1 protein-coding gene is annotated in these 929 nt (G+C 75.0%); it reads right to left on the minus strand.

What is annotated here, in order from left to right; translation table 11 throughout:
• Positions 1-929, minus strand: a 929-nt coding sequence (locus tag D7X74_RS42135; RefSeq protein ID WP_147446922.1) for an AMP-binding protein, incomplete at both ends; no start/stop codon positions are given.

Raw genomic sequence — 929 nt, forward strand, 5'->3', positions numbered from 1 at the left:
CCCAGGGCGAAGAAGTCGTCGTGCAGGCCCACGCGCTCCACGTGCAGCACGTCGCGGAAGAGGCCGGCGACGCGCTGCTGGAAGGGCGTCAGGTGCTCGGGGACGGTGGGAAGCGAGGCCGCGGCGGACTGCTCGGGGACGGGCAGGGCCTTGCGCTCCAGCTTCCCTCCGGGCGTCAGCGGCAACGCCGCCATGGGCACGAAGGCGGACGGCACCAGGTGCGCGGGCAGCCTCTCGCTGAGGAAGGCGCGCAGCACGGACGCGTCCAGCGTGGGGTGGCCCACGACGTACGCCACCAGCCGCTTGTCGCCCGGCACGTCCTCGCGCACCACCACCACCGCCTCGCGCACGGACGGGTGCGAGTGCAGGACGGACTCCACCTCGCCCGGCTCGATGCGGAAGCCGCGCACCTTCACCTGCGCGTCCACCCGGCCCACGAAGTCCAGCGTCCCATCCGCCCGCCACCGCGCCCTGTCGCCCGTGCGGTACAGCCGTGCGCCGGGCACGCCGCTGAAGGCGTCCGGCACGAAGCGCTGCGCCGTCGTCGCGGGGTGGCCAGGGTAGCCACGGCCCACGCCCGCGCCGCCGATGAACACCTCGCCCGGCACTCCGGGCGCCACGGGCTCACCGTGGGCGTCCAGTACGTACAGCCGGGCCCGGGCCACGGGCCGGCCGATGGGCACCACGGTGGCGTCCGGCGCCAGTGCCTCCACGGCGTGGAAGGTCGCGCAGACGGTGGCCTCGGTGGGGCCGTAGAGGTTGGTGAGCTGGCCCTTGGGGCCCGCCGCGAGCACGTTGCGCACGGCGCGAGGGTCGGCGCGGTCCCCGCCGAAGAAGGTGTTGCGCAGGGCCGCCAGCGCTCCGGGCTCCTCACGCGCCATCTCGTGGAAGAGGGCGGTGGTGAGCAGCACCGTGGTGGCGCCCACTTC

The sequence above is a fragment of the Corallococcus sp. CA047B genome, assembly GCF_003612065.1.
GTDB classification, from domain to species: Bacteria; Myxococcota; Myxococcia; order Myxococcales; family Myxococcaceae; genus Corallococcus; species Corallococcus praedator.